Source organism: Streptomyces ureilyticus (assembly GCF_011045025.1).
In the GTDB taxonomy this organism is placed as follows: domain Bacteria; phylum Actinomycetota; class Actinomycetes; order Streptomycetales; family Streptomycetaceae; genus Streptomyces; species Streptomyces ureilyticus.
Genome location: NZ_JAAKZX010000512.1, coordinates 1 through 671 on the forward strand (window position 1 = coordinate 1; position 671 = coordinate 671).

The 671-nt window shown below is 70.0% G+C and carries 2 pseudogenes; both read left to right on the top strand.

Annotated elements, in window-relative coordinates:
- A pseudogene (locus tag G6048_RS50795) lies at positions 1-156 on the top strand (ROK family transcriptional regulator); the annotation flags it as partial.
- Between the two features lie 100 nt (positions 157-256).
- A pseudogene (locus G6048_RS50800) lies at positions 257-671 on the top strand (hypothetical protein); the annotation flags it as partial.

A 671-nucleotide genomic window follows, 5' to 3' on the forward strand; every position in this document is an offset into this window, starting at 1 on the left:
GTGTGGGGGGTGGGGGCTGTGCTGGACGCTCGCGCTCAGCGGGAGGGGGCTAGCAGTCCTGTGCCGGTACGGGTTGCCTCCGGCGGTGAGTGGGGGGTGGCTGAGGGAGCCGCCCAGTTGTTGCTGGCGCCGTTGTTCGGGCGGGCCGAGGGGTAAGCCGAGGTTGAGCCGACCTGCTGAACTCGACCCCCTAACGGGGCCCGCCAGGAGCCCTCAGACTGCCTGACGCCGCGGATCCCGGCAGGCTCCCATGTCCATGCGACTGTGTGCGTCTTTGTCTGCTTTTCCGCTGGCCTTCTGTCTGACCGCCGCCCTTGCTCCCTTGCCCGCGCACGCCCTCGCCCTCGCCCCTGAGCCCAACTGCTCGGCCGGGCCCGGCAGTCGGGCATTCCCTGTGCGTACTCGGATTCATGGTGGGCCCTCCGTGTATGAGGCCGGAGGGGGATACCGGAGCTGGTATCTCGAGCTCGCCAACACCACCCGCGAGACCTGCCGGAGCATCCACCCCGTCGTCGTGCTCGTGGATCAGAAGCGGGTGCTGGAGGGTGAGCAGGTGCGGCTTGAGTTCTACGGGTCGGAGGGTGCCGGGGCGCGGGCGTATCCCGTGCGCTTCGAGCGCGGCGGCCGCGCGCCGCCCGTGACGGACGATCACGTGCTAACGATCTCCCGCC